This window comes from Thalassoglobus polymorphus, assembly GCF_007744255.1.
GTDB lineage: Bacteria > Planctomycetota > Planctomycetia > Planctomycetales > Planctomycetaceae > Thalassoglobus > Thalassoglobus polymorphus.
The window spans coordinates 1647949-1673289 of the sequence record NZ_CP036267.1 but is presented as its reverse complement, the minus strand read 5'-3'; the positions used below and the strand labels follow the sequence as shown (position 1 = coordinate 1673289).

Genomic DNA, 25341 nt, shown 5'->3' with positions numbered 1-25341 from the left:
CGATGTCAAACAAAACTAAACGAATCCTGATCGTTGAAGACGAAGAGGCAATTGCCGAAGGCCTGCGTTTCAACATGGACGCCGAAGGTTACGAAACCGTCGTGCTCGGTGATGGTCCGTCGACGCTTTCTTACTTCGAAGAGAACTCTCACGACGTCGATCTGATCATTCTCGACCTGATGCTTCCTGGGATGAGCGGCTACGAAATCTGTCGTGCAATTCGAGAACGAGACCAGAACATTCCCATCATCGTCCTCAGTGCCCGGACGCTCAGCGAAGACAAATCACACGCTTTCGATTGCGGAACAGACCAGTACATCGCCAAACCATTCAATTTGCCTGAACTCCTCAGTCGAGTCCGAAATCTCCTCAAACGGCCACGTATTGATCCTCCGCCGAAGCACGCAACCGAAATTGAAGAGTTTCAAATCGGCAATATCCAGATCAATTTCAAGACTTTTGAAGTCATCAAAGATGGAGAGAAGCATCAACTGACAACAATGGAAATGCAGTTGCTACGCTACTTCATCGAGAACGAAGGTGACGTCCTCTCGCGAACAAAAATTCTCAAAGACGTTTGGGAGCAGGGGGCGGAAGTCACCTCGCGGACCATCGACAACTTCGTGTTGCGACTTCGCAAGTATATTGAAGACGACCAGAGCAACCCGCACCATTTGCTTTCGGTCCGCGGCACCGGCTATCGATTCATCGCGAACCCGATCAAATAAAGACAAGTCCACAATCTCCTGTTTCTTTTAAAGCATCTTTCGAATTGGTTTGCAGGTCTCCCTCGTGGCGAACAGCATTTTTACTGGAGAAATGCGTTCTTCACGGGCAAACGGCAGAGCAAACCGCTCTGGCTGCGGAGAATGTAAAACGAATGGTGGGGGCGAAAGCGTTATGAGATGGCGCCTTCCTGTTGCTCGCAATACTCCTTCAGGTTGTTCAGTTCTTTCTCAGCCGCTTTGCAACTTGCAGTCTTCATAAGCCACCCGAAAAGGAGAAAGATAATCTTCAACCCTCCTTTGGGTCTAACATCAGAGACCTGAGTCACTTTGGTTTTGTGAGAAGTGATTCGCTCGAAGAAATATGCGGCATCAATGTCAAATAATTGACCGACGAGTTGAATCGCATTTAAATTTGGGTATTGATACTGAGTGACGACCCCTTCGAAGACCATCTGCTCCCCCTGATTTTCTGTGATCGATCGAAATGTTGTACCGACAACATCTGGAGTTTCTTCAATTATTTGATCCTCAATGACAACATCGCTCCATTCAGCGACATGATGAATCGTGAGGTCAAAAACATCTTCAATCGGGCGGTCAATCTCAACACTCGCAGTAGTTTTCATCGTCGACGCCTCGATTTGCTTTTGGTGATATCCCAGTGAGATTGCATTACAACTTGATAAGGTCAGTATATCAATTCCACGACTGCTGACATGGGGTTTCTCTCTTCTCAATAAATCCAAATTGCTGAATTTCAAAGGTTTCGATTTGGTTTGTGTAGAACATCAGCTAACTTTGCAAAGCTTGTGATCTTGGATGATCGGCCTTTGCTGTTTCGCTTTATCAAACATGGAGTCCAGAATGCGGATTATGATGGTCACATCGGAAGCAGTTCCGTTTGCGAAAACCGGAGGGCTCGCTGATGTGGCGACTGGACTGTCTAAAGCGCTCGTTGCGAGTGAGCATGAAGTTGCACTTGTCATGCCCTGTTATCGCCGACACATTCCAGAATCAGACCGGGGGGAAATCGTCGGTCAGGTTACTTTCGAGATGTTGCACACAACACTCACGGCGGACATTTTCGAGACAAAAATCCCCGATAGCGAGGTGCGCGTCTTCTTAGTCGATCGTCCTCATTTCTTTGATCGAGACGGACTCTATCTCGAAAATGGCCACGACTACGGAGATAATGCCGAACGTTTTCTGTTCTTCAGCCGGGCTGCCGTAGAAGTCGCCAGGCATTTCTTCAGACCAGACATCATTCATGCCAACGATTGGCAAACCGGCCTCGTCCCGGGGCTCATCCTTCAAGAACGGGAACATCAGGGCGAACTTGGAAACATTGGGACGGTCTACACCATTCACAACATGGCCTTTCATGGTGAGTTTCCAAGTTTACAAATGCTCAATACAGGCATGAATTCCAGATATTTCAACTGGGAGCAACTTGAGTATTTCGGAAACTTGAATTTGCTGAAAGGGGGGATCGCTATGGCGGATATCGTGACGACTGTCAGCCCGACATACGCCAAAGAAACCTGCCTCCCTGAGTTTGGCTACGGTCTCGATCCCGTTCTGGAGAATCGCGGGGAAGACTATATTGGCATTCTGAACGGAGTCGACATGTCGATCTGGAACCCCGAGTCCGATCCTCATATTGCCATGCAGTACAACTTTCAGAACTACAAGGAAGGAAAGGCGGAGTGCAAAGCAGCCCTACAACGAGAGATGGGCCTACCAGAGAACCCTGAAGCGATGGTCCTCGGACTTGTCTCTCGCTTGACGGACCAAAAAGGGCTCGACCTGATCACGAAGAAGGCGACTCAAATCCTGAACGCCAACGTTCAATTCGCTTTCCTCGGAGCAGGGGACCCTCGCTACGAAAAAATCCTTTTAAAGCTCCAGCAGGATTACCCAGATAAGGTTGCTGTCTATATTGGATTCCAGGAAGGGCTCGCACACCGCATTGAGGCCGGCTCAGATGCTTTCTTAATGCCGAGCAGCTTCGAGCCGTGCGGGCTGAATCAGCAATACAGCCAGATCTATGGGACTCCTCCAATCGTGCATGCAGTCGGTGGGCTGACAGACTCAGTTGTCGATGTCCAGCGACACACTCTCGACAATGGTACTGCGACGGGGTTTGTCTTCCGTGAGTACGATGCGGATCACTTTCTTGATACAGTCTGGAGAGCAGTTGGAATGTTCGTGCATCACACCGAAGACTGGAATAAACTTGTTCTCAACAGCATGGTCAAAGATTCGTCTTGGGACCGCATCGCGCAGGAGTACACCGATGTGTATGAACGTGTGATCGCGAAGCTGGGATAGGGTTTCGGCTCTGATCCAGGTACCTGATGTTGTCCGCTCAAGTAGTGAGAAATTCCATCATTGCATCGGTTTCAGCTTAGGAAGTAAGCTGTCTCATATAAAGATGCGTATTTCAGGCTCTGACGTCAACGGAAGACCCAGACAACGCAACTCGTTAACTATCACTGCTCCATCCATTTGCGCTCTGTGGAGCACAGCACGTGATTAAAGAATCACCGAGTCAATACTCATGAAACCGGTCTCACTTGCACTGTTCTGGCATCAACATCAGCCGTATTACCCGGACGACATTGCCAACGAAACACTCATGCCCTGGGTCCGACTGCATGCCACAAAAGATTACATCGGCATGGCCTTGCACATTCAAGAGGTCCCGGAGTTTCATTGCACGATCAATCTTGTTCCGAGCCTATTAGTTCAAATCGAGCGCTACGTGAACGGCGGAAGCGACCGGCATCTGGATGTGTCACGAATTCCGGCAGACTCGTTATCGCTCGAAGAAACATACTACCTGTTCGACAATTTCTTCATGGCGAACGAGCAGAGTATGATTCGCCCTCACAAACGGTACAGCGAACTGCATCAGAAAAGAGGAATCGGGCGAGATTCCGTACAAGATGCACACTCCCGCTTCACCATTCAGGAACTGAGAGACTTACAGGTCTGGCACAACCTGGCATGGTTTCATGAACTTCTGTTCGAGCAAGATGCTGAACTCCGCGAATTCCGAAAGAAAGGGGCTGGCTGGACGGAAGATGAAAAGATCTGGCTACTCGACAAACAACGTGAAATTGTTGGGCGGGTCATTCCGCTACATCGAAAACTCATGGAAGGTGGTCAAGTCGAGCTGACGACAACACCATTCTATCATCCAATTTTGCCACTCCTGTGGGACAAAAAATCTGCCTGGGAAGCGATGCCCGGCTGTCCTATGCCGAAGTACGTTGAAAGCTACAGCGAAGACGCACAAAAGCATCTCGCAATGGCTGTGGAATATCACACAAAGCTGTTCGGTGAAGCACCTCGCGGGCTCTGGCCTTCGGAAGGTTCAGTCTCAAACGCAATCTTGGAATCAGTCGCCGACAACGGTTTCAAATGGCTTGCCACGGACGAAGAGATTCTGGGGCATTCCATGGATCAAATCGTCTCGCGTGACGACCATGGAAACCTCAACCGGCCAGAAATGCTTTATCGCCCCTGGCGCACCGGAACAGACCAAAAGCCGTTAGACATCATCTTCCGAGACCACGGCCTCAGCGACTTGATCGGTTTTCATTATCAACGCAACGAACCTCATTGGGCTGCTGAGGACCTGTTGGCGAAAGTCAAAGGAATCGGCAGGGCAGTCGCAGAGCACGATGCCACACAAACTCCGTTCGTGCCGATTATTCTCGATGGCGAAAACTGCTGGGAATACTATGCCGATGGAGGCATCGGATTCTTGCGAAATCTGTATCAACAAGCTGTCAAAGATCCGGGAATTTCGACGCTCACAGTCAGCGAACACCTTGCCAAGCATCCACCGACAAGCAAAATTCCGAAGCTCTTTGCGGGGAGCTGGATCAACCACGATTTCTACATCTGGATCGGGCATCAGGAAGACCGAGACGCCTGGGATTTGGTCCATATTACCCGAGAATTTTTGACCAAAGCAGAAGAGTCCGGAACCGCTTCCCCCGAAACGTTGGAGCAAGCCTGGAAAGAATTGTTCATCGCTGAAGGAAGCGACTGGTACTGGTGGTACGGCGACGACCACAACTCCGGTCAGGACGACCTGTTCGACGACCTGTTCCGTCGGCACCTGCGAAACGTTTACACCCTCTTGGGAGAACTCCCTCCTTCAGTTCTCTTTGAACCGGTGGCTCACTTCGAACGTCGACATCTCCACACTCAGCCGCAGTCACTTTTGAATGTCAAAGTAAATGGTCGGGTCTCGTTCTTTGAATGGCGACACGCCGGACATTACGAAAGCGGCAGCGAACGTGGTACGATGACAATGGTGACCGAAAGTGTCATCTCGAACATGTACTTCGGTTTTGACGAAGAGCGATTACTCCTCCGCTGCGATACACAAACTTCCGCTAAGGCAGAACTTGGCGACTTCGACGAAATCCGCATCCGTTTCGTGGAACCCTTCGGTGCTGAACTCCGTATCGATTGCAAAAACCCGCAGACCCCCAAACTCGTCATCAACGGGGAAGAACGTCCTGACACCAAGTCGGTCGCTGCCATCGATCAATTGTTGGAAGTGGCAATTCCTTACGAAGAACTCGGTGCTAAAGAGAATCAACGACTGCATTTAGCAGTAGAACTCATTCGCGACGGAGAAGCGGTCGAACGCTCCCCCAGCGAAGGGACCATCGACCTGACGATCCCAAGTGAAGACTTCGAAATGCTCATGTGGCAAGCATAAGAAACTCGAACTTGAGGCTGAAGCATTAACTGGCACTAGAGCAGTTTGCTCTACCGTTTGCCCGTGAAGAACGCATTTCTCTAGTAAAAATGCTGTTCGCCACGAGGCAGAACCTGCAAACCAATTCGAAAGATGCTCTAACAAGACCTGTACAAATCACGAAGATGCACCTCACAATTCGACCTGAAAGCCTCAAAGATTGGCAATCGATTAGGCGCGTGAATCAAGCGGCATTCGAAGGCGATGCGGAGGCGAACCTGGTGGATGCCTTGCGAGATGGTGGCTTCGTTGGTGTTTCTCTTGTCGCACAGGTAGATGGCCAGATCGTTGGCCACATTCTCTTCAGTCGAATAAAAATCGTGACAAAAAGTGAGACAATTGATGCGCTGTCACTGGCACCGATGGCTGTAATGCCAAGTCACCAACGGCAAGGAATCGGAACGATGCTTGTCGAATCAGGATTGGCAGCGTGTCGGGAACAGGGCCAGAGAATCATCGTGGTGCTGGGCCATCCAGAGTTTTATCCAAGGTTTGGATTTTCAGCAGAACTGGCACAAAACCTCGAATCCCCATTCGGCAGCGGTGAAGCGTGGATGGCGATGGACTTGTCAGAAGAATCGTTAAATGGCATCGAAGGACGAATTGAGTATTCGCCTCCTTTCTTGGCGCTGGAATAACGTTTAATCAGACCGCCTCGAACGACAACCACAGTGGTTCTCACCAACCTTCACGTTGCGTCAGGCGAAAAGAGCCTGACCTACGGCACTGGACCATCAGGGGGAACCTTTCTCTAATGAAAGTCGACTTGAAAAGAAAGTTCATGGTGAGTTCATCTTGTCGCTCAAGCGACCCAACCGACAAGTCGATCGGGCCACCTTGCGATTTTTATTCTTCAGTCAATTCTAATTGTGCAGTACCTAATAATTGCACTTTTGGCTCATCCCCACCAAAAAAATCAGTACTGTTATAATAGACTCTTAATTGATAATTTCCCGCATCAAGATCTACCGAAGAAAGAGGCAAATCGCTCTCAACTTTGCCTTTGACTATTGGCAAGTGTATCTCACTCGCAGCATCTTTTGTTTTTTTTAGATCCCAATCACCGTCAGCTCCTCGATTATCAGGCCTGAATGCGATCGTAAAAAAAATTAGCCTCTGCTCGAATTCCTGGTCATTTAACGGTTCGAAATGACCAGAAAACGTCACAGACTGATCGACAGACCATTTAAGCTTACTGTCAAATATTTGCTGATTATTGACCGTCAGTCCAAAATCTTTAACATCAGAAAGAGAAATTTTTGCAGGTCTAGCGTTAGCTTTTTTTTGAGATTCAGTCAATCGTTGACATCCTCCCAAAAAAACCACACAAGAGATGAAGAGGATTATTGAAATACAATGAAGATTAAACATCTCTTTCACCTTTGTGAAAATCTTTTCATCTCTGAGCATGAAAAATTGTGACATCAAGTACTAAAGAACTATGCAGGCGATCTAAGACATTGCTACAAGAGAATTCATGTCGACTCACCTGCTAAAATCTAGTATTAACTCGTTTAAATATAGATGGGTGCTCAATAAAATAAAGAATTTACAACTTCGCTGCCATCACGTGTACCAATCGCCCACCAGATCTCTCTGGAAATCGTATCAGCGACAAAATGCACACTACCGTCTGCCATCAACACATTTACTCCACCAGGATGATCGCTCATTGCTGTGACTGCCTCCGCTCTTGTCGTCTGTGGTTGAAAATACCCATTGAAACAATCAAATCCATTTGGTTTGACGAGGTGAGAGTAGATAATCACGTTTGGCTTAATTTTTGTTGTGAGTAGAGTAGGAGTTACACAGCCATCAGCCATTTCCTTTGAAGTGGAAACGGGTTGAGGTAAACGATGCTGAAACCATCTACGTTCACGTCGATTCAACTTAGTCACATCGACACTATTCAAGAGAGAGTTATCCGGTCGCATAATATGTTCTGAGATAGCCGCAGTCTGACTCATCCCGTCTATGAAATCTCTTGCTTTACGAAAATCAGAACGCCCCCAAAAACCATCACCAATTTTTCGAAGATCATGAACTCCATCAGACATCGCGTAAGAGATCTCGCCTGCCTTCAAGTTACCGAATGCATAAGAATCCGAAGGACAGGAGAATATCTTGCTGTAAGTTGCATCGGAAGAAACTTCTAAATAAGAACTCAGAGCACGGTCGTAGCGTGACCAATACTGTTTTCCGGGGAATGCACTATTCACATCATGGTAGTTATGAAGCGCTATGCCAATTTGCTTAAGATGGGATTGGCATTCAAGCCTTCGGGAAGTTTCCCGAACAGATTGAATAGCAGGCATCAACAAAGAAATTAAAATAGAAATCACCGTGATAGAGACAATTAACTCTATCATGGTAAATCCGGAAAAATTAGATACTTTTTGTTGTGGTACTTTGCAAACGATCATCCATGAACCTCGCAACTTGAGTTCGAATTTCGAGAGACGAAAAGTTGAACAATTCAAATAATCTCAAAAAACATATTATAGGTTTATTCTTGAGGAGCGATGATTTTTCCAACATGCATATCTTCAAGTTGACCATTGATCCTTAAAATCACGATCCAAAAACCATCGACAAAGTCCCCTCCAGGAATTGTAGCCTCTTCAGTCGCCCACCAGTCGTCACTAATTGTAAATGATTTCTGATGTACAGTATCAAACGGGGCAACGGCACGCTTTGTTAGAAAATCAACTTGAAGTGTGTCTCCCTCTTCAAGGTGTATCGGATCAACTGACCCATAGGGTTGGATAGTCCATCCGACTTCTAGTTGATCATTATCGCCAGGATCAAGAATTTGCCCATCAGCGAGTATAGGAGAGCTGATTAACAGAACAGAACAGAGCAAAATCGCATGGCAGCCTCTTTGGGTTGATAGTATGCAAGAAATTCAACGATTCTCTCCAAATCTTAACGCATCAACATCCGCTGATCAAGCGGACGGGCGGGCGGGGTGGCCTTGTTTAGAACGGATTGCGAGCCGTGCGAGTACAGATACAACATTCTACGATATGGAGACGTCCAGCAACAGCGGTCACTCCGCACTGCACGGTTGGCACAACCGTGGCACGAAAGATTCATCATAATCAGGGCCAGTCTGCCTCTAAAGATGTGGGGGGCGGGGTGAACCGACCGACTTGTTCGGTTGGATTGTGTGGCACGCCCAGACTGTAGCGAAGCGAAACGATGGGCGTGGCGAGTACGAAGTAGAGCCTCAATCATCGACAAGGTCTCGGCCCGGTGGCCTGACCGGATCGGTTGGGTGCTGTAGGCACAAGATGCCTGAAGTTCCCCTCGGGTAGTGGGCGCGGGAATTGGGCTAGCTGACTTGTTGAAATTGTAATCAGCTTCTGTAGCCCAGGGCAGGGTGCTTTCTAATGTTGTTGTAGCGGACCATGTTGCCCCTCGGATTCGTCAGACTGTTTTTAATCGGCGTGTTTGAGTTCATCGTCGGGCGACTTCGCGATTGTTCCCTCATTTTACGGGATCGCATCATAGGGCAATGCTCCGTCTTTCAGGAAAAAAGACAAGCTGCGGAACAAGATGTGATGAGGCGTCAAATCATGTTCTTGCCAGTCATCGGAGCCGTGGCAGTTGAGTCACGCGGAAATGATCGTTGAACGCTACAATGGCACAAGCGATTCGTTCCACCGTCTGAAACTTTTGCCTGTTGAGAGAATTGACGCCTTGTTAGACCGGACTGAAATCTCACGGACTTACGCCGAAGTGACGCAAGCTGCCTTTCTGGGGCTTGTCATCAACCTGTTGCTGGGAGTCGTGAAGCTGATCGGGGGCATCTTCGGCAACTCATTTTCGCTGATTGCAGATGCGGTCAATTCGATTGGCGACGTGGTGGCGACCATCGTAGTCCTATTCGCCCTCCGCGTCGCCCAGCGTCCTGCCGACGCCGAACATCCATATGGACACACACGAGCAGAAGGAATCGCTGCATCAAATGTGGCGTTACTCATCATTGTCTCTGCGGTCTTCGTCGGCTGGGAAGCGATTCAACGGATCAACGCGCAACACGAAATCCCGCCTGTCTGGACACTCTGGATTGCCGGAGCCAATGTTCTCATCAAGGAGGGGTTGTACCAGTATAATGTGCGAGTTGGCATTCGTACGGGATCATCCGCGATCATCGCCAATGCTTGGGATCATCGTAGCGACGCGTTCTGCTCGCTTGCGGTCCTGACGGGACTTACTGTCATCCTTCTCGGTGGGCCTCAATACATTTGGGCAGACAAGGTTGCTTCTCTCGTTGTCGTTGCCGCCATTGTCTGGTCCGGCACACAACTCTTCCGCTCCAGTGCCAGCGAACTGATGGACGTGCAGGCCAATTCCGAGTTTGTGGATCACATCCGAGAAGTGGCATTGTCGGTTGAGGGCGTGGAAGATGTGGAAACACTCTGGGTGCGAAAGTCTGGGCTGGAGTTCTTCGCCGACATCCACATCGAGGTCGATCAGCACCTCTCCGTTGCTACGGGGCATCGTATCGGCCACCAAGTAAAAGACCGGCTCTTACTGGAGTTTTCAAACTTGAGAGATGTACTGGTCCATCTGGAACCTTTTCCTCATACGCACGAACTCATCCAAACCGTTGAAGAGTCACCTGAAAACAGCGAAGGGTGACTGCCTGACCGCTCAATGAAAATTGCGCGCGGTTTTAGTGCCACGTGCAATGCCAGCGGTGCGGAAAAAATCTTCCTGCCTTTTTCATGGTGCCATCGTATTGCAGAGCGATGAACAAAACCCGTGAGGGTTTAACAGAGAACGTTGCTCACTGACCAGCAAGGCGCCCACCCCGACGGGCTCGACCGACTTGTCCGGTTGGATGGTCTGGCACGCCCTGACTGTAGCGGGTGCGTGGCACGACCCAGAACGGAACGGAGTGAAGTGATGGGCGTGGCGAGTACGAAGTAGAGACTCAATCATCGACAAGGTCTCGAATCAAATGAGAGTTCACGACTCAAATAACGACAAGACGAATTTTCACAAGCAGCGTCGGCGATACGATCAGCAGGGTACCATAACGGCTTACTCGGATTGTTTGAATTTGTCCCCATACCAGAGGCGTAGGGGGACAAAATTTGAACAGCGATTTGGTGGGTTACGTTCTCGTCGCACCTTGTCCAAAAGCTATGATTTCTTTCTTAATTAAGTTGCGAATCCCACCGTTAACATCGATCGACGATCTCCACCCACCCGACCAGTTGAGACAGCAGTTGATTGAAAATGGTCTAGTGCGCGCTGGTACGCAGGAGCAGAAGACGTCCCGCTTCAAATGGACGGAACATTACCGATGGTGGAAGAATGAGAGTCAACACGGAATTCGCCACGCCCATCCTTCCGCTTCGCTCCAGTCTGAGCGTGCCACCCGTCGCTCCAGCCTGAGCGTGTCACCCAACGCTCCAGTTTGAGCGTGTCACCCGTCCGCTACAGTCTGAGCTTGCCACCCGTCGCTAAATTGAAATGCTCTCTACTGGTCAGAAGATCCTCAAGAAGGAAGCGAGCGAAGTTTATCCTGTGAACTTACCCGGCTTGAGGAATGGTTTCAGCGACTCGAACCTCCACTCAATTTCGGCGATTTCCTCATTCGAGAGTGTCAGGTCTCGAATGATCGGTTGAGCAGGAGTGGTCCCATTTGGGCCATATTGGCGCGAGATCATCGTGTTGAAAACACCACGCATTTTTAACAGGTAAAGGCTATAGCCACGCAAATTTCCGGGGTGGGTTTGTGAAAGGTTAAACATCAGCGTTAGCTTGCTGTACATATCCTTGAGCATTGCGGGATCGTCACCACTTCTCATCAGCTTCCAGATTTTTGCGAGGATGTCGGCGTAGGCGAGGCGTTCGGTCACAAGCCCTTCAGTTCCGAGACGTGACTCGTAGAGCCAGCCATAGGCCCCTCTGGCACTGAACACGCTGCGAATCGACGGAGATTCGAGTAACTTGCGCACGCGAGGGATAACCGGATTCGATTCTTCCTTAACGTACCCGAAGTTGGGGAACTCTTCAGCCAATTCGATTAGCAACTCAGTAGAAGGAGAGACTCCACCACGTCGAGCGGTTGTCTGAATCATCACTGGCTGCTCTGTGATGACAGAGGCGAGTGCTCGCCAGTATTGTCGCAAGTCCTCTTGTGTCTTGCCGGTGTCGGGAGGTCGTGAGATGACAGCTGTCGGTGAAAGCTTCCTGGCATGTTTGGCGTAGACGAGCATATCGTCGGTATCTTCACCCTGTACGCCGAGACAAAGGGCTGTCGTCTTCAGATTTCGGCTCGTCTTGGCGAGCACTTCCATCCCTTCGAGTTTTTCGTTTTGGGTTAACAGATCGACACTATCATTCGACTGCGGCCAGATCATGCCGGGGCTCTCGCACCAATCGGCAAACCGCGCCTCGCGGGCAAGCACCTCGAAGTCCACCTCACCGGAATTGGTAAAGGGAGTTGAGAGAATCGGGAATGGTCCGCGAAATCGAGGATAGTCAGGGCTTCTCAGTTTCACCGGAACTTGCTTCGCGATTGTTTCTGGAGATGCCGCACTGATTGAAGTTTGCGACAGCGTGCCAGCTGCGACGCTTGAGGCTCCAAGCAGAGTGGACTTCAAGAGAGTTCGCCTGGAGACAAGATCTTCGTTCTTCATCGGTGTTCCTCATTCAGAGATGCTTCGTAAAGGTCGACAGCCGTTATACTGAAATCTGTAGAGATCGGCTAGAAAACGTAACCCTCGGCGATGCTTCGTCATCAAAAACAACCAGACACGGTCCGCCTTAGGAACCCGACATGTCGGACAGAAAACTCATCCAACAGTTTGTCGATTCATTCGCAAAACTTGACGACATGCTTCTGCTGGAATCAAATTATCCCGAACTCGTTGTAGATCAAACAGCTGAGGAATGGGAGACATGGAACGCGATCCCAGTTTGGCAACCTGCAAGCATTTCAACGCCACTGGAAGCTCTTGATTCACTCTACAACGCTATCGGGGGCGGTCCGCTCCCGTGCTTGTACGAAGCTCTTATACTTACGTATCGCTGGCTAGAAGTGGATCTCAAGGTATTCGAGCTATTCGCAAACCCTCCAGGCGAAGGGCTTGGGGGGCTTATCAATTCAATTTCCAAAAGGCAATATTCCACCGAAAATTTACTGTTCCCTCGGTACATTCCGTTTGCCAGAGCAGGTGCCGGGTTTCACGATCCAGTCTGCTTTGACACCAGCCAAATGAGTGATCAGCGGGATTGTCCAATTGTTCGGATCGACCACGAAGCACTCATGTGCGACTCTAAAATCGTTGAGCGTGAGCGACCTTGGAAATCTTTTCGGGATGCTGTCACCGAAGTCGTCTTCTCAAGCTAAGTTTTTCAATTCTTAACATTCCCGTGATGGCGACATTCAAGGCTTCAGCGACTGCTCACCACGAGTCAGGGCGTGTTTATTGTGGATGGCCGTTTCGGGTGATATTATTCAATCCACACTCAGTCACTTCGATACATTTCCGATTTGAATGGGCGTGAGAATCCTTTCTCGACTCACTCTCTTCGATCACTTTTCATCCGTCGTCAAATTGTTGTGGGCGAAGCCTGTCCTCACTATTATTGTTGGATATCGACATGAAGATTCTGCTGCTTTCCACTTCGATTTTCCTCTTGGGCTGCGTTTCTTCGCACCACGCAATTGCACAAGAGAGTGCAAAAGCGGAATCTACGAAACCTCAAGACTCTGAGGTCGCTGCGATCCGACAGGGATCAAAATTGTTTGCAGACGCTTTCAACAAACATGATGCCAAAGCGGTCGCGGGATTCTGGACTGAGGATGGTGAATACGTTGATGAAACGAGAAATGGGAGCACGCTGACCGGTCGAGAAACGATCGAGAAAGCGTACGTTGGATTCTTTAAAGCAAATCCCGACGCGAAGATCAGCATTGCGATCAATTCCGTGAAAATGTTGAGCAATGATGCTGCCATTGAAGATGGACGTACGTTGGTAGAACCTGTGGCTCCCGGGACAACAGGGATGGCTCGATACACAGCCTTCCACGTGAAGGTTGCTGGCAAGTGGAAGATGGCCTCGGTTCGTGATCGCGAGATTCAGGCTCCGGCTGCTTACCATTCTCTCAAGGACCTCGATTGGCTCGTTGGTTCCTGGGAGGCGGAAGAAAATGGAGTCAAACTTGAATCGACTTGCCGCTGGATTGCGAACAAGACATTCCTCGAACGACGCCATTCTGCGACCCATTTAGACGGGTCGAAAAGCGAGGGTGTGCAGATCATCGGCTGGAATCCGGATGCAGGTCACGTCCAGTCGTGGGAGTTCAGCTCTGATGGTGGAAGTGCTAGCGGTCGCTGGCTTCCAACGGACGGAGGCTGGACAGGGGCAATGCAGGGCGTCGCTGGTGATGGAAGCGTCACTTCTGCTGTCAACTACTACATCCGGATCGACGACAATGCCTTCACCTGGAGGTCAACTGACAGAACTCGAGGAGGCTTATCGCTTCCCGAGGCGGACGAAGTCGTCATCAGGCGCAGCGTTCCCGTTGAGTAGAATCACAGATTTCAAAATCGTTCTTTAAACTTAGAGAAAGTCCAACCGATGGTTCGACAAACTTCGCGCATCGTGTTCATGCTGGTTCTCTCAGCTTCTCTTCCCGCAGAGACCTGTTGGGGACGAGGTTTCGGCGGAGGCGGTTTTGGAGGTGGTGCTCACCTCGGTGGTGGCGGCGGCTTCGGTGGTGGTGCTCACTTGGGCGGAGGCAACTTCGGTGGTGGGTCTCACTTCGGTGGAGGTGGTGGCAACTTTGGCGGTGACCATTTTGGTGGTGGAGCTGGAGGCTTTGGTGGTGGTGACCGTGGAGCAGGGTTAGGCAGCGGTGGCCGAATGAATAGCGGAGGCTTTGGAAGTGGCGGAAGTTTAGAGAGTCATCGCCCCAGCGGAGGAAGTTTTCCAGGACTAGGTGGTGGGGCAGGGGCCTCAGGCCGTAGTGGGTTTGGCTCTGGTTCGTTTGGTTCTCCCAATCGCTCACAGCTGAACAGTTTCCTCGGTCTCCCCTCGGACGGCGGTGCGAACCATCTCAATAATACGACTCACTCGAATAATTACACTCGTCCCAATGACTTTGATGTCAATCGCGGGGCCGCGCAAGGTCCTCGTGGCGGAGTCGCTGCCGGGTCAAGCGTCACAGGTCCCCGGGGCAACACTGCATATCGAGGCGGAGCGGTGGGACCGAACGGTGGAACCGCTGCCGTACGTGGAGCCGACGGAGCGAATGGTGGGAACGTGCAGCAGGGAGCCGTAAGAGGCCCTAATGGTGGGGTTGCGGCTGGTGGAAGTGTGACTGGACCAGGTGGCAACACAGCATATCGCGGTGGGGCTGTTGGTCCTAACGGCGGAGCTGCAGCGACACGTGGCTTCAACGGTGCCAACGGTGTTGATGCTCGAGAAAGCGCCGCAGTCGGGCCTCGCGGAAACGCCGTTGCAGGCGCAGCTGTTCGAGGTCCCAATGGGGGATATGCAGCGGGGCGAGCTTACTCAGGTCGATACGGTGCAGGAGCCGTGTACGGTGCAATGACTCCTGCTGGCCGATACGCCGCGGGTGCAGCCGTTCGCACAAACTTCAATCACTGGGGCTACTATAGAGCTGGCTGGTATGGAGCTCATCCTGGAGCATGGTACGCAGCTGGCTGGGCAGCAAATTCAGCATGGCGATGGGCGACCTGGGGTTCCATCGGAGCCTGGATGGCTTACGAAGATGTGACTCCCGTGTATTACGACTACGGGAATACAATCGTCTACGAAAACAACAATGTCTATGTGAACGGGCAAGAGACTGCTACGACGAACGAGTACTATGAACAGGCCAAAAAGCTGGCAATGGTCGGAGTCGAAGCTCAAGTTTCCAAGGATGAAGAATGGATGCCACTTGGAGTCTTCGCGTTGAGTCCTCCCAACTCACAGAAATCTGAAATCACATTGCAAATTGCAGTCAATAAAGCAGGCATTATTCGTGGAAACGACACGAACGATCAGTCAAACCAAACGCAAATCCTACAAGGTTCCGTCGACAAAAAAACGCAGCGAGTCGCATTTTTCGAGGGGTCAAATTACTCCGACGTTTTCGACACAGGGATCTATAACCTGACCAAAAGCGAAGCACCGATCCTATTACACTTTGGTCCGGAAAAGACGGAGACCTGGCAGCTCACTCGACTCAAGCAACCAGCAAGCGGAGATCAATCCAAAGATAACAATTCCTCAAAAAGCAACTCCTCGAACGACAATTAATTTCGAGGTCTTTGGGAAATGGTGGACGCGGTTTGTCTCGTATCGTACAGCCTTTTCTCTGATGGAAAAAGTTCTTCACGTTTACGAATCATAAGAATGAGTTGGATATTTCCAGTGATTTCGTTGAGGTCGTTTCTCGTGAAGATCACTTTCATGGCTTCTTGAACTGCTCGCTACGAGGCAGCACGTAAAGGCCCATTTTGAATTTGCTTAAGGACTACACCATGCTTCGTTCCTCCAAATTCGCTCTCTGCGTAGTTGGTTTCTCTTTTTTCACGGTGGCATTTGTTGGAGCGAATGGGAGCAGTTGTCTTGCTCAGCAATCGACACCACCACCCGCAGGGTCACCCGCTGCCACGACGACAATCGATGGGAAACAACTTCCCGCACCGGATCCAAAATTCGGCGGTGTCATCAAACCAGATGCTCTGAATTCGAAACCTTGGTGGGCACCTCGAATTGTTCCACCTCAAGACGCGCCAAACGTGCTGTTGATCATTACAGATGATGCCGGATTCGGAGTGCCAAGCACCTTCGGCGGAGTCATTCCGACTCCTGCAATGGATCGCGTTGCAAACAACGGATTGCGTTACAACAACATTCATTCGACGGCGCTCTGCTCGCCGACACGTGCCGCGCTCATCACAGGCCGAAATCATCACTCGGTCGGGTTCGGAGTGATTTCCGAACAGTCTACTGGATTCCCCGGTTACAACAGCATCATCCCTGAAGATAAGGCGACTATCGGGCGAACCTTGCTTGATAACGGTTACGCCACTTCATGGTTCGGAAAGGATCACAACACGCCGGCATTTGCTGCCAGCCAAGCTGGACCGTTCGATCAGTGGCCGACAGGACTTGGCTTCGAGTATTTCTACGGATTCGTGGGTGGAGATGCGAATCAGTGGCAGCCGAACTTGTTCCGTAATACGACTCAAATCTACCCATTCAGAGGGAAACCTGGCTGGAATCTTGTCACCGGTATGGCCGACGATGCGATCAGCTATCTGAATCGTATGAACCAGACGATGCCCGACAAACCATTCTTCGTCAAATACGCTCCCGGTGCGACTCATGCTCCTCACCATCCGACCAAAGAGTGGGTCGAAAAAATCCACAACATGCACCTTTTCGATGATGGATACAACAAGCTTCGTGAGACGATTTTTGAAAACCAAAAGAAGCTCGGCGTGATTCCAGCTGACACAGAACTGGCCCCCTGGCCTGACGAAGTGCTGAAACCCTGGGACAAGCTGACTGAAGAAGAGCAGAAACTCTTTATTAAACAGGTCGAAGTCTTTGCTGCATATGCTGCATACAACGACCACGAAATCGGTCGAGTGATCCAGTCTATCGAGGACATGGGCAAGCTTGAGAACACACTGATCATTTACATTAACGGTGACAACGGCACCAGTGCCGAAGGTGGTCCTCTCGGAACACCTAACGAAGTTGCGTTCTTCAACGGTGTCAACATGATGCCGGTCGAAGAGCAGATGAAATGGTATGACACATGGGGAACCGAACAGACATACAACCATATGTCAGCAGGCTGGGCGTGGGCATTCGACACCCCGTTTACGTGGTTCAAACAGAACGCCTCGAAACTTGGTGGCATCCGTCAAAATATGGCGATCTCATGGCCTGCCCGAATCAAGGACAAAGGGGGACTACGTGAGCAGTTCTGCCACGTGATTGATATCGTCCCAACCATTCTCGAAGCTACAGGCATCGACGCGCCTGAAACCGTAGACGGTATTCCTCAGAAACCGATTGAGGGAACAAGCCTTGTTTACACATTCGACAAAAAGAACGCGAAAGCACCCTCGCAGCATAAGACTCAGTATTTCGAGATGATGGGGCAATGGGCGCTCTACCATGAAGGCTGGTTGCTCAGCACGAAAGTGAATCGCGCACCGTGGGAAGCGTACGGGGCAGCAAACCCTGACCCGCTCAACAATCAGGTTCTCGAACTATACAACCTCAACGAAGACTTCAGCCAATCTCGGAACATCGCTGACGCGAATGCCGACAAGGTGCAGGAGATGAAGAAATTGTTCATCGCCGAGGCGAAAAAACACCAAGTCTTTCCAATGGATGCCTCAGTCGCAACCCGGCTTGTGGCTCCTCGGCCAAACATCACTGCGGGGCGCACAGAATTTGTTTACACACTGCCGATGACTGGTCTCCCACAGGGGGATTCGCCGTCCATCCTGAATAGTTCTTACACGATCACGGCTGACATCACTGTGCCTGAAGAAGGAGCCGAAGGGATGATCCTCACCTCAGGAGGTCGTTTCTGTGGCTACGGATTTTACCTTCTTAAAGGCAAGCCGGTCTTCCTTTGGAACGTACTCGACTTACAGCGAATTAAGTGGGAAGGGAAAGAGGCACTCAGCCCGGGGCAACATACTCTGGAGTTCGACTTCAAGTACGAGGGACTCGGCGTAGGGACGCTCAGATTCAACAGCATGAGTGGACTGGCACGCCCCGGAACAGGTACTCTCAAGGTCGATGGCAAAGTGGTTACGACCCAAAAAATGGCAAAGACAATTCCGATGATTCTTCAATGGGATGAAAGCTTCGACATCGGCTCCGACACTCTGACTGGGGTCAACGATGCCGACTATCAGCCGCCATTCCCGTTAACCGCCAAGCTCAACAAGCTGACGCTGAATATCGACCGTCCGCAATTGTCGGCTGCCGACATCAAAAAGCTTGAAGCAGCCATGCGAAACAATCAGTCCAGTGAGTAAGGCCTGAAGAGAAGCTGTTCAAATGAACTCGAGCCTGGCTTTTTGTCTTTCAAACGACAAAGAGTCAGGCTCGTTTTACGTCTGCACCTCCCAAAAGTCTCCGCTGTGGTAATTGCTTCCCAGTGTCGTGTTGTTTCCCTGTTGTCTACACCTGTTTCATAGTGCCCAGAAAAGCTGTGTCGAGCGGTCCTCGCTACTCACTCTTCAACCAAGAGAAAGTGAACACTGATTTCAGACAACCGAGTGCCAGCCCCCGACGATCACTTACAAGACTTTCGTAAACTGTGATCGCAATCAGCTTCCAGATCAGGCACGAGAGCAGTTTGCTCTGCCGTGTGCCCGTGAAGAACGCGTTTCTCAAATAAAATATCTGTTCGCCACGAAGCAGATCCTGCAAACCAATTCCAAAGATGCTCAGATTGAGTGGCGAAATCGGCTGTTCAGATAAGCAATTCGCTGATCGATTCCCCTTCACAAAGTGGGATCGGGCGACCGTCGTGCGATTGAAAAGTGATTGCCTGAGGGTCGTACCCAAGGGCACGGTAAACCGTTGCGTGGATATCTGCGGGGGAGACAGGGCGTGTTTCAGGATGGGCTCCAATTTTGTCAGACGAGCCAATCACCTGACCACCGCGGATTCCTCCACCAGCCAGCACGACCGAATAACAACTTGGCCAATGGTCCCGACCGGCATCTGCATTGATTTTGGGCGTTCGTCCAAAGTCACCCATCCAGATGACGAGAGTTTCATCCAGCAGTCCACGTTCTTCCAGATCGTCCAGCAAGGCGGCGTAAGCCTGTTCCATTGGAGGGACGAGCCTGGTCTTCATACTCACGAAATTGTTTTTGTGGGTATCCCAAGTGATGCTGGGACCGTTAACAGTCGAAACGAACTTGGTCCCGGATTCGATGAGGCGCCGAGCGAGAAGATGTGATTGTCCCCAGCTGTGTCGTCCGTATCGATCTCGGACAGCGTCTGATTCCTGAGTCAAATCGAAAGCTCGACCTGCATCCCCGCGAGAAATCACATTCACAGCTGTTTCATGAAAGGTGTCCCGGGTTTCTGCAGTTGAGGAAACCACTGACTGCTGGTGATCACCAAACTGACGCAGAATATCGAGCCGATCCTTGAAACGTGCTTGTGTGATCGCGCTGTTCAGATTCAGGTCACGGACTTTGAAATTCTTGGCGTTTGGATCGTCGTTGAGAACGAACGGATCATATTTCACACCAAGACATCCACCAAACTGTCCGGGCGTCAGATAGACAAAGCTGTCGCAATGTGGCTTCGGAGTAATGACATACGGCGGGACTGCTGAGTTGTATCCATCTTGTTGAGCCAACCACCCGATCAATGTTCCAAACCCAGGCAGGTCCGCCGGGCTAGGGGTGATGAGAGTGGAGTCCAGCCGATAGGGACGTCCTGCAATCGACCAATACATCCCCGAATTGTGGGCAGAATGTTTGTGATGGACGCTTCGCACAATCGCCAGCTTATCCATTCGCTGCGCCATCCGAGGCAACATCTCTGTCACCTGTATTCCGGGAACCGATGTCCCGATCGTTTGAAACTCTCCACGGACAGCAGGGTCTGCGTCCGGTTTCGGGTCCCACAGGTCGATATGGCTGGGAGCGCCACAGTTGAAAATCATAATGACCCGTTTCGCTTTTCCTGAAGCGGACGGGGCGGCTTGTTGCGCCATCGCCAAGGGCGAAGAGAAGGCTCCCAAAGCAGCAGTCAGGGCTCCGAACTCACGTCGGGACATTTGTTCCGATTGAATCGAGCGTTGATGCTTGTTTCTCGATTTGGTTGACCGAACTGTCATGCTCCACTCCGTGTAACTTAGCAGTAATGTTCCCTAGGGAAAGTAGATCTCGCGAGCACCTGATCGACACTACAGATTAATTTAATGAATCACCAAAAGGAACCCCGAGCAAGTCATGCAGAGGGAGAGCTCTCAGTCCGTGCAAGAATTGAATGGGATTCACGCAGGGCAGGGCAGGGTGGTTCGGCCGATTTCCCGGCTGGCTGGCCGAACAGCATCAGGAATTGCCATGTGCAATCTGGTGCTAAAGATAGTATCGGTTCGCTCGAAGAGTAAAAACAGCTCTCCCATGCTTGCCTACCCAATTTTCCCGGTCAGCACACCTGGTGTATCAATTATTATTTGTCCCCGTCGCGACGGGGTTTCATGCAACCCAAAGCAGAGCAGTTGGAGACCGGGGCGGTTCACTGATTGCGAGAATCGACTCAAATTCGCTGGCGAGAATCTCATCAGACGTCACTCTTGTTGACTCCTGAATTCTAACACCTTGGATTCGTCGAAGAAGCTGACGAGTTGACCGTTGATGATTCGTCCGTCTGGGGTGGTCCCGTCGTGCACAATCTTGCAAACGATCATGGGAGCGGTCCACTTTGCAATGTATCGTGACTGCATGACCGGTCGGCGAATGCGGAAGGTTTCAAGTTGCGTCTGCAATTCTTTGACGAAACTTTGATCTTCGGTATTAATCAGGTATTTGCCGATGAGCCGAATGCGGTTGCTCTTTTCAGTTTCTTCCGCGAGCAGCAAAGAGCGGAGATCGCCGGCGGAGTTTGTGAAAAAGCCAATGACGATATAGTCTTTCTGAAACCGTTTAGATTTATCGACTGGGGCGGTTGTATGAACCACGACAGGCCCCGTCGACGGCAGACTGCCATTTGTTGATGGATTTTCAAGATCCGTCTGCGTGTCGGGTTGAGGATCACCTGTCGCTCCGTGATTGACAGGACCTCCATCGGCATTGAGTCCGGTTTCGCCAGCAAAATTGACCAGGGCATCTTCAATATCATCCGAGACCGGTGCTGTTGGACCTGCCGGTGCACTTTCCACAGCTGTCCCGATCAGATCGGCCATTGCACTCGATGTCTCTGGACTGCCGTCTGAACCTGCTTCCTCAGCCTGAGCTGAGGCCATGCTGCTGGCGACAAAGACGACCCACTTCAATGGATTGAAAGAAGAATTCCGTTTGAAGTAGTCCGGGTGGAATAAATTCCCATAGTCGAGCCCCACAAACAGAATGGCATAGAGGATAGCAGCCAATCCCCAACTCCCTGCCATTACGGTTTTGCGGACTTCAGGCATCCGCTCAAAGATCGTTTTCCAGATCACCGTTGGCGACCAGAAGATCGAGATAAAGTTAATGTCTTCGTTCAGTTCTGAAGCAATCATATAGGCGCGCATGTGCGCGAGTCCCAGCACATTCACACCGATGAAGATCTGGAAGATGGCAATTGGGGAGCGGTCTTGAATGGCAGGAAAAGCGACACGGACTGCCACGCTTTCCACAAGCAGCGCAACGAGTCCTCCAATGAGGAAATAGGCCCAGCGAGGGACCATCTGCAACATTGTTTTTGTGTCGAGGTCAGCTTCCTCTTCATTTTCCTCTTCGGCATCGCGTTTGACGACTTTTTTCCCGAATTTCGGGTAATAGCCACATTTCGGACACCACGAGCTGCCTCCCCATGGTTCTGTAGAATCACAACCGGGGCAAGTTTTGAGGGTTGAATGACTTTGACGTACCCGCTGTTGAAGATTGGTCTGAGGACGTTCCTCTGGCTCATCAGGGTCCAAACGGACCGATTCCAGCATTTTCATGAGACGTTCCTGCACTTGCTGCAGGTCGTCATCTTCTGTCGTTGTCTCCGACATTTTTCGTAGATCGTGCTTTAAGGGGAAGCCCAACTATTAGTCTGTAAGAACAGTCTCCTGCCTCTTAAACATAGGGCTCAGATTGAATGGGCGTAGCGAAAAAACACCAAGGACGCTACAATCTTTTGTAAAACCAAATGAAATCAGCATTTCAGACACCAATCGCTAAAGACATGACTGGTGCATCTCTGAAAATCGATTCAACCTCCGCAAAACACCTGATGGCAGCAACGGAAACTCTCCCAACGTTTGAGTCTTTGAACTTAAACAGTGAACTTTTGGACACAATTAAGTCTCTTGGATTTACGGCTCCTACGCCCATCCAGAAAGAATTGATCCCAGTCGCTTTAACCGGTGTCGACTGTATCGGTCAGGCACGGACAGGCACGGGAAAGACCGCAGCCTTTGCGCTCCCGATCCTGCAAAACCTGAACCGGAAGAGCCAGCACATCCAAGCACTTGTCCTGGCCCCGACCCGAGAGTTGAGTGAACAGGTCGCGCAAGAATTTCGCTACTTGGCTGGCGGGTCGCCCTGTGAAGTCGTCCTGACTGTCGGAGGACGTCCGTTAGGGCCGCAAATCAAGTCTCTGGAACGATATCCACAAGTCGTAATTGGAACTCCCGGTCGAGTGATCGATCTGATCCAGCGGAAAGTTCTTAAGCTCGACCACATCAGCACAATGGTGCTCGACGAAGCAGACCGGATGCTTGACATCGGTTTCAGAAAAGACATCGAGCGGATTCTCCGTTCATGCAACGATGATCGCCAAACGCTGCTGCTCTCTGCCACTTTACCCGATCAAGTTCAGCAACTTGCCAATCGATTCATGCGGGAGCCAAGACGAATCGACCTGTCGGATGATCATGTTGTCGTCGACACAATTGAACAGTTTTATTGCACTGTCGAACGGAAAAATAAATTCCAACTGCTGATCAAACTTCTGATTCAAGAGCGTCCATCGCAAGCGATTGTGTTCTGCCGTACGAAACGGAGCGCGCACGAAATCTACACCAAGATTCAAAAATACCTTTCGGATGTCGAAGCAATTCATGGCGACCTGCAACAACGAAAACGCGATCAAGTGATTCGTCGCCTGCGAGATGGGCGAGCCAGACTTGTCATTGCGACCGACATCGTGGGACGCGGGATCGATATCTCGGGAATCTCGCACATCATCAACTACGACATTCCCGAAGGTTCTGATGACTACATTCATCGCGTCGGGAGAACAGGTCGCATGTCCTCCGACAGCGACGGTCGTGCCTTCACGTTCGTGACTCCCGAGCAGGGCGGGGAACTCACAAAAATTGAAATGAGAATCAATCAATTGTTGCAGGAATATCAGTTTGAAGGTTACGATGCTTTCTCAGCACGTGAAATTAGAACGGTTCCTGAGAACGAAGCTTTTGTTCCGACGCCTGCCAGCGAGCAGGAATGGGACTCTATTTTCGATGAGTTAAGCTAATTTTCTTGAGCCAAACCTGATCAACGACCTTACTTCCAGAAAATGACAATAGTTTCGAAGTATTGTAGTTGAACACAGGCTGATGTTTCTAAATTTTCCGTGTGACCGCACAATCAAAGAATGGGGACTTAAACCAGTTCGCCTGTCTGCGACATCAACCTGAGGAGCAACCTGTGTTCCAGGAAGCAATTGGACGCCCGATGGAAATCCTCCTCGTGGAGGATAGTCTCGTCGCAGCAAAGTTTGCGATTGGTGCTCTTAAGCGGAGTGAAGTCAAGCACCGCTTAACTTGGATGACCGATGGCGAAGACGCTCGGCAGTTCTTATTTCGAGAGCAGCGATTCTCTCTCGCACCGCGTCCTGATCTGGTCCTGCTGGATTTGAATCTTCCTCGTCTTAGCGGCAAGCAAATTCTGGAACTTGTGCGGAAGGACGATCACCTGAAAAAAATCGCAGTAGTGATCATGACAGGCGAGCTTGGGCAAGACGGGATTCATGAATTTGATAAACTCGACGTTCAGGGATATCTTGTCAAACCGGTTGACCTTGAAAACTTTGTTGCACTTGTCGAGCAGCTGAAGAGTTACTGGAAGTCTGAGATGATTCTTCCCAGCACAGCTTAAGTGTAAGGACCTGTTCCCAGCATCCCCGTTTCTCGGTTGATTATCCAATGTTGCTATCATTAAGGTGACACATACCCGACCTCTACTCTCTTCATTCCAATAAGTCCCACGACGATGTCTCAAACTTCAGTACCTGACGGACTCACTCCAGAACAGCTTCAGGAATGTCAGGCAATCCTTGGATACGAATTCAAGGATCCGGACATCCTCATTCTCAGTCTCACCCACGCCTCTGCGTCCCGTGTTCGGTTGGAATCTAATGAGCGTTTAGAATTCCTCGGCGATGCGATTCTCGGGGCTGCCGTTTGTGAATCATTATTCCAGAGATTCCCGGAAGCGTCGGAAGGCGAACTGACGCGCATCAAGTCTGTCGTCGTCAGTCGTGCAACATGTGCGAGAATTGTGCGACAATGGCGATTGCATGATTATCTGATCCTCGGAAAAGGGATCACCATGAGTTCGCACATTCCAAACTCGGTTCTTGCAACTGTCTTTGAAGCGATTATCGGCGGGATTTATCTCGACCGAGGATTCGATGCTGCCAAATCATTCATACAGCGGATTATTGATCAGGAGATCACACAAGCTGCGGACTCGGAAGTGGGCGTCAATTACAAGAGTATCCTTCAACAGCGAATTCAAAAACTATCTGGTGAAACTCCTGTTTATGAAGTTCTTGATGAGGAAGGGCCTGACCATTCCAAGTCATTTCAAATTGCAGTGATTGTCGGAGCTGACAACTTCAGTCCTGCCTGGGGACCAAGCAAAAAAATTGCTGAGCAACGAGCAGCCCAGAATGCATTGTCGAAAATGAACGGTGAAGATCCCCCGAATTCAGCAGAGCTGACTAAGAACCGTTAACGTTACTCTTGAAATCGTCCGGGATCATTACTGCTTCGTGACAGCCTGCCGGTTTGGTGAAAGCCATCCCCGTACTCTTATCGCAGGGGTCTAATCGTCGTTCAGGTTCTGCCTCGGGCGAGCCGTTTCTGATGTC

The 25341-nt window shown here is 50.5% G+C and carries 21 protein-coding genes; 14 read left to right on the top strand and 7 right to left on the bottom strand.

Features of this window, described 5'->3' with window-relative positions; genetic code table 11:
* The first annotated feature begins 2 nt into the window (after positions 1-2).
* Positions 3-728 carry a response regulator transcription factor gene (locus Mal48_RS06215; protein WP_145197155.1) on the top strand — a complete coding sequence of 242 codons (726 nt, stop codon included), beginning with the start codon at positions 3-5 and terminating at the stop codon, positions 726-728.
* 170 nt (positions 729-898) lie between these two features.
* Here Mal48_RS06215 and Mal48_RS06210 read toward each other — a convergent pair whose 3' ends face one another.
* Positions 899-1354 (bottom strand): SRPBCC family protein, encoded by a 456-nt coding sequence (locus Mal48_RS06210; RefSeq protein WP_145197153.1) that lies wholly within the window; start codon positions 1352-1354, stop codon positions 899-901.
* Between the two features lie 238 nt (positions 1355-1592).
* On the opposite strand from Mal48_RS06210, the gene glgA reads away from it, so the two are divergent.
* The 3 genes from glgA (at position 1593) to Mal48_RS06195 (ending at position 6149) form a co-directional block, all read left to right on the top strand.
* On the top strand, positions 1593-3059 hold the full coding sequence (gene glgA, locus Mal48_RS06205; RefSeq protein ID WP_145197151.1) for a glycogen synthase GlgA: 1467 nt from the start codon (positions 1593-1595) through the stop codon (positions 3057-3059).
* A gap of 229 nt (positions 3060-3288) precedes the next feature.
* Positions 3289-5472, top strand: coding sequence for a glycoside hydrolase family 57 protein (locus tag Mal48_RS06200; protein WP_145197149.1), 2184 nt, complete (start codon positions 3289-3291; stop codon positions 5470-5472).
* A gap of 164 nt (positions 5473-5636) precedes the next feature.
* A complete protein-coding gene (locus Mal48_RS06195) occupies positions 5637-6149 on the top strand; it encodes a GNAT family N-acetyltransferase (RefSeq protein ID WP_145197147.1) in 513 nt (170 codons plus the stop codon).
* A gap of 208 nt (positions 6150-6357) precedes the next feature.
* On the opposite strand, the gene Mal48_RS06190 is transcribed toward Mal48_RS06195, so the two are convergent.
* The 3 genes from Mal48_RS06190 to Mal48_RS06180 form a co-directional block, all read right to left on the bottom strand.
* The gene (locus Mal48_RS06190) at positions 6358-6810 is read right to left on the bottom strand and encodes a hypothetical protein (RefSeq protein ID WP_145197145.1); all 453 of its coding nucleotides are present in this window, start codon (positions 6808-6810) and stop codon (positions 6358-6360) included.
* A gap of 233 nt (positions 6811-7043) precedes the next feature.
* A complete protein-coding gene (locus Mal48_RS23180) occupies positions 7044-7934 on the bottom strand; it encodes a DUF1559 family PulG-like putative transporter (RefSeq protein ID WP_197442102.1) in 891 nt (296 codons plus the stop codon).
* Between the two features lie 83 nt (positions 7935-8017).
* Positions 8018-8374, bottom strand: coding sequence for a hypothetical protein (locus tag Mal48_RS06180; protein WP_145197143.1), 357 nt, complete (start codon positions 8372-8374; stop codon positions 8018-8020).
* A 31-nt stretch (positions 8375-8405) separates the two neighbouring features.
* On the opposite strand from Mal48_RS06180, the gene Mal48_RS23540 reads away from it, so the two are divergent.
* Together Mal48_RS23540 and Mal48_RS06175 are read left to right on the top strand one after the other, a co-directional pair.
* Entirely contained in the window at positions 8406-8612 is a 207-nt protein-coding gene (locus Mal48_RS23540; protein WP_231739934.1) for a hypothetical protein, read from the top strand.
* Positions 8613-9120: 508 nt separating this feature from the next.
* Positions 9121-10158, top strand: a complete 1038-nt coding sequence (locus Mal48_RS06175; RefSeq protein WP_231739933.1) for a cation diffusion facilitator family transporter — start codon at positions 9121-9123, stop codon at positions 10156-10158.
* Between the two features lie 887 nt (positions 10159-11045).
* On the opposite strand, the gene Mal48_RS06170 is transcribed toward Mal48_RS06175, so the two are convergent.
* Positions 11046-12170 (bottom strand): dihydrodipicolinate synthase family protein, encoded by a 1125-nt coding sequence (locus Mal48_RS06170; protein ID WP_145197141.1) that lies wholly within the window; start codon positions 12168-12170, stop codon positions 11046-11048.
* 140 nt (positions 12171-12310) lie between these two features.
* Here Mal48_RS06170 and Mal48_RS06165 point away from each other — a divergent pair, with 140 nt between their 5' ends.
* From Mal48_RS06165 to Mal48_RS06150, 4 genes are all read left to right on the top strand, one after another.
* The gene (locus tag Mal48_RS06165) at positions 12311-12883 is read left to right on the top strand and encodes a hypothetical protein (RefSeq protein WP_145197139.1); all 573 of its coding nucleotides are present in this window, start codon (positions 12311-12313) and stop codon (positions 12881-12883) included.
* Between the two features lie 254 nt (positions 12884-13137).
* Positions 13138-14070, top strand: coding sequence for a YybH family protein (locus Mal48_RS06160; protein WP_145197137.1), 933 nt, complete (start codon positions 13138-13140; stop codon positions 14068-14070).
* A 48-nt stretch (positions 14071-14118) separates the two neighbouring features.
* Positions 14119-15807: a hypothetical protein gene (locus Mal48_RS06155; protein ID WP_197442101.1), complete on the top strand. Its 1689-nt coding sequence runs from the start codon at positions 14119-14121 to the stop codon at positions 15805-15807.
* 224 nt (positions 15808-16031) lie between these two features.
* Positions 16032-18563, top strand: a complete 2532-nt coding sequence (locus tag Mal48_RS06150; RefSeq protein ID WP_145197133.1) for an arylsulfatase — start codon at positions 16032-16034, stop codon at positions 18561-18563.
* A gap of 440 nt (positions 18564-19003) precedes the next feature.
* Here Mal48_RS06150 and Mal48_RS06145 read toward each other — a convergent pair whose 3' ends face one another.
* Positions 19004-20389 (bottom strand): DUF1501 domain-containing protein, encoded by a 1386-nt coding sequence (locus tag Mal48_RS06145; RefSeq protein ID WP_197442100.1) that lies wholly within the window; start codon positions 20387-20389, stop codon positions 19004-19006.
* Between the two features lie 84 nt (positions 20390-20473).
* Between Mal48_RS06145 and Mal48_RS06140 the strand changes: the two genes are divergently transcribed.
* Complete coding sequence (locus Mal48_RS06140; RefSeq protein WP_145197131.1) at positions 20474-20665, top strand: hypothetical protein; 192 nt, start codon at positions 20474-20476, stop codon at positions 20663-20665.
* A 180-nt stretch (positions 20666-20845) separates the two neighbouring features.
* Here the strand turns inward: Mal48_RS06140 and Mal48_RS06135 are convergent, their stop codons facing one another.
* On the bottom strand, positions 20846-22255 hold the full coding sequence (locus tag Mal48_RS06135) for a hypothetical protein (protein ID WP_145197129.1): 1410 nt from the start codon (positions 22253-22255) through the stop codon (positions 20846-20848).
* A gap of 137 nt (positions 22256-22392) precedes the next feature.
* Between Mal48_RS06135 and Mal48_RS06130 the strand changes: the two genes are divergently transcribed.
* The 3 genes from Mal48_RS06130 (at position 22393) to rnc (ending at position 25205) form a co-directional block, all read left to right on the top strand.
* On the top strand, positions 22393-23721 hold the full coding sequence (locus Mal48_RS06130) for a DEAD/DEAH box helicase (RefSeq protein ID WP_231739932.1): 1329 nt from the start codon (positions 22393-22395) through the stop codon (positions 23719-23721).
* 101 nt (positions 23722-23822) lie between these two features.
* A complete protein-coding gene (locus tag Mal48_RS06125; protein ID WP_231739931.1) occupies positions 23823-24344 on the top strand; it encodes a response regulator in 522 nt (173 codons plus the stop codon).
* A 114-nt stretch (positions 24345-24458) separates the two neighbouring features.
* The gene (gene rnc / locus Mal48_RS06120; protein WP_145197127.1) at positions 24459-25205 is read left to right on the top strand and encodes a ribonuclease III; all 747 of its coding nucleotides are present in this window, start codon (positions 24459-24461) and stop codon (positions 25203-25205) included.
* Positions 25206-25341 lie beyond the last annotated feature (136 nt).

Coding starts and splice junctions, on each gene's coding strand:
- Mal48_RS06215 (WP_145197155.1), top strand. CDS start 3: ATGTCAAACAAAACTAAACGAATCCTGATCGTTGAAGACGAAGAGGCA.
- Mal48_RS06210 (WP_145197153.1), bottom strand. CDS start 1,354: ATGAAAACTACTGCGAGTGTTGAGATTGACCGCCCGATTGAAGATGTT.
- glgA (WP_145197151.1), top strand. CDS start 1,593: ATGCGGATTATGATGGTCACATCGGAAGCAGTTCCGTTTGCGAAAACC.
- Mal48_RS06200 (WP_145197149.1), top strand. CDS start 3,289: ATGAAACCGGTCTCACTTGCACTGTTCTGGCATCAACATCAGCCGTAT.
- Mal48_RS06195 (WP_145197147.1), top strand. CDS start 5,637: ATGCACCTCACAATTCGACCTGAAAGCCTCAAAGATTGGCAATCGATT.
- Mal48_RS23180 (WP_197442102.1), bottom strand. CDS start 7,934: ATGATCGTTTGCAAAGTACCACAACAAAAAGTATCTAATTTTTCCGGA.
- Mal48_RS23540 (WP_231739934.1), top strand. CDS start 8,406: ATGCAAGAAATTCAACGATTCTCTCCAAATCTTAACGCATCAACATCC.
- Mal48_RS06170 (WP_145197141.1), bottom strand. CDS start 12,170: ATGAAGAACGAAGATCTTGTCTCCAGGCGAACTCTCTTGAAGTCCACT.
- Mal48_RS06165 (WP_145197139.1), top strand. CDS start 12,311: ATGTCGGACAGAAAACTCATCCAACAGTTTGTCGATTCATTCGCAAAA.
- Mal48_RS06160 (WP_145197137.1), top strand. CDS start 13,138: ATGAAGATTCTGCTGCTTTCCACTTCGATTTTCCTCTTGGGCTGCGTT.
- Mal48_RS06155 (WP_197442101.1), top strand. CDS start 14,119: ATGGTTCGACAAACTTCGCGCATCGTGTTCATGCTGGTTCTCTCAGCT.
- Mal48_RS06150 (WP_145197133.1), top strand. CDS start 16,032: ATGCTTCGTTCCTCCAAATTCGCTCTCTGCGTAGTTGGTTTCTCTTTT.
- Mal48_RS06145 (WP_197442100.1), bottom strand. CDS start 20,389: ATGACAGTTCGGTCAACCAAATCGAGAAACAAGCATCAACGCTCGATT.
- Mal48_RS06140 (WP_145197131.1), top strand. CDS start 20,474: ATGAATCACCAAAAGGAACCCCGAGCAAGTCATGCAGAGGGAGAGCTC.
- Mal48_RS06135 (WP_145197129.1), bottom strand. CDS start 22,255: ATGTCGGAGACAACGACAGAAGATGACGACCTGCAGCAAGTGCAGGAA.
- Mal48_RS06130 (WP_231739932.1), top strand. CDS start 22,393: ATGAAATCAGCATTTCAGACACCAATCGCTAAAGACATGACTGGTGCA.
- rnc (WP_145197127.1), top strand. CDS start 24,459: ATGTCTCAAACTTCAGTACCTGACGGACTCACTCCAGAACAGCTTCAG.